The following is a 2729-nucleotide window of genomic DNA, read 5'->3' as shown; positions in this document are numbered from 1 at the left end:
GGCGGGTAGAGGCCGTCGGTGGCGCGATCGGTGAGCGGGGAGCCGGCCACCGCGGTGCGCCGGCCCAGGATGTCCCCCGCCTCCTTCGGGTCGAAATCCGGCGCCGACGCGAGCGCCAGCACGGCGCCCGTGCGCGGGTCGAGCACCACGACCGCGCCGCGATGTCCCGCGAGCGCCGCCTCGGCGGCCTCCTGCACGCGCGAGTCGAGCGTGAGCACGACGTCGTTGCCGGGCACGGGGACGCCGGCAGCCTCGTCGATGAGGTCGCCGACGTTCGAGTACGCGCGCTCGGAGAGCAGCGCGTCGTTCATCGCCGCCTCGATGCCGGCGCGGCCGTACTTCGCGTCCCAGTATCCGAGCACATGCGAGGCGAACGCACCCTCCGGGTACTCGCGTTCGTAGGCGTCGCCACGCTTCACCGAGCGGGCGAGGACCTTGCCGTCGGTCGTGACGACCTCTCCGCGCGGCCGCGCCATCTCCTCGGCCAGCCCGCGGGTGTTCGCGGGGTTCGCCGCCAGCGCGTCGGCCTGGAACACCTGCACCCACGTGAGGTTCACGATGAGCGCGACGAACAACAGCGACAGCGCCCCGGTGACGCCGCGCACGCGCAGCGCGAGCGCGACCCGACCGAGTGCGCCGGTGAGCCCGGCCTCGGGCACCTCCTCGCCGCGCGGCGCGTCGCCCGCCCGCATGAGCAGCGCGAGCAGGATGAAGTTCGACAGCATCGACGAGCCGCCGTAGCTCACGAACGGCAGCGTGATGCCGGTCAGCGGGATGAGCCGCGTCACGCCGCCGATGATGACGAACGTCTGCAGTCCGAGCGTCGCGACCAGCCCGGCGGCCGTCAGCGCGTTCATGTCCGAGCGCGCGCGGACCGCCGTTGCCATGCCGCGTGCGCACAGGGCGAAGTACGCGAGGATGAGCGCCGCGCCTCCGAGCAGCCCGATCTCCTCGGCGATGGCCGTGAAGATGAAGTCCGTGGCCACGAACGGGATACGTCCGGGGAAGCCGTGCCCGATTCCGGTACCCAGCATCCCGCCGGCGCCGAGCGCGAACAGCGACTGCACGAGCTGGTAGCCGCGCCCGGCGGCGTCGGCGAACGGGTCGAGCCAGATGGCGATGCGCGACTGCACGTGCGTGAACACCGCGTACGCGGCGCTCGCGCCCGCGCCGAACAGCCCGAGGCCCACGAGCACGTACGCCGGCCGCCCGGTGGCCGCGTAGATCATCACGAGGAAGACGCCGAAGAACAGCAGCGAACTGCCGAGGTCCCGCTCGGCGACGAGCACGACGAGCGAGACTGCCCACATCGCCAGCAGTGGCCCGAGCCGTCGCGCCGGCGGCAGCCAGACGCCGAGCGCGCGCTTCGTGGAGACGGAGAGCACCTCGCGGTTCTCGGACAGGTAGGCCGCGAAGAACAGCACGAGCAGGATCTTGGCGACCTCCGCGGGCTGGAACGACATGCCGCCGACGCGAAGCCACAGCTTGGCGCCGTTGACCTCCCGGCCGATCACCGCGGGCAGCAGCAGGAGCACCACGCCCGCGAGCGCGGTCGTGTACTTGTAGCGCGCGAGCGTCTCGAGCGAGGGCACGAGCACGAGCGTGGCCGCCATCACCGCCACGCCCGCGAACAGCCACAGCACCTGGGCGGTCGCGAGCGCCGGGTCGAGCCGCGTCAGGAACGCGAGCCCGACGCCCGACAGCAGCGCGGCGATCGGGAGCGCCGCGGGGTCGGCGTTGCGGGCGAACCGGCGCGCGACGGCGTGCGCCACGAGGAACGCGCCGAGCAGGCCGCCGGGCACGGCGAGGTCCGTCCACGCGACGGTCCGGTCCGACGCCCCGTGCACGAGCGCGAATGCGAGTGCGATCACGGGCATGGCGGCGAGCAGCAGGAGTAGCTCCGTGTCCCGGCGCGTGCGCACCGCGAGGCTCACGGCGCCGGCACCCCCGGCGCGGCGGTCGCGGGCGCGGACGTCGTGTCTGCCGCGAGCGTGCGGTACAGCGCGACCGCCTCCCAAGCATCCGCGAGGTCCTTCAGCGGGATGCCATCGGCGAGGCGCGCGGCGCGGTCCGGCGGCAGCGCGGAGACCGGGATCGTGGTCTCGGCCTCGCGCCATGCGAGCCGCACGCCGGCGAAGTCACCCTGTACGCCCCGGTAGACGACGACCACGCCGTTCTCGGCGGCGAGGTACGCCCGCGAGCGCGCGTACGCCCACGCGCCCCAGCCCGCGCTGGCCACGAGCGCGACGAAGACGAGCACCCACAGCAGAGGAGCGGCGCGGCGCGCGGCGTCGATGCCGCTGCGCGCGGGCTCCTCTCCGGCGCCGACCTCGACCACCACGACCGTGACGTTGTCCTGCCCGCCCGCGTCGATCGCGGCGTCGGCGAGCGCGCGTGCGGTCACGCCGGGGTCCGCGTAGGCGCCGAGGAGCCGCGCGATCTCAGGGTCCTCGATCATGCCGTGCAGGCCGTCCGTGCACAGGAGCAGCCGGTCGCCGGGCCGCGCCTGGACCTCGTAGGTGTCGACCGGCATGTTCGCGTCGGTGCCCAGCGCGCGCGTGATGACGCTGCGGTTCGGGTGGACGCGCGCCTCGGCCTCGGAGATGGTCCCGGACCGCACGAGGTCGGCGACCATCGAGTGGTCCAGCGTCAGGCGCGTCAGCGTCCCGTTCGAGAGCAGGTACGCGCGCGAGTCGCCCGCGTGCGCGAGCACGATGTGCGTGCCGGCG

2 protein-coding genes are annotated in these 2729 nt (G+C 73.9%); both read right to left on the bottom strand.

Going from position 1 to position 2729, the window contains the following annotated elements; all coding sequences use genetic code 11:
• The coding region (locus FDZ70_09000) for a peptidoglycan glycosyltransferase (GenBank protein ID TLM70910.1) at positions 1-2117 on the bottom strand (2117 nt) is incomplete at its 3' end.
• On the bottom strand, positions 1931-2729 hold a 799-nt coding region (locus FDZ70_08995; protein ID TLM70909.1), incomplete at its 5' end, for a serine/threonine-protein phosphatase. The genes FDZ70_09000 and FDZ70_08995, both read right to left, overlap by 187 nt.

The organism is Actinomycetota bacterium, from assembly GCA_005774595.1.
Classification (GTDB): Bacteria; Actinomycetota; Coriobacteriia; order Anaerosomatales; family D1FN1-002; genus D1FN1-002.
The sequence above is the reverse complement of the archived record's forward strand: the minus strand, read 5'-3'. Positions and strand labels throughout refer to the sequence as shown.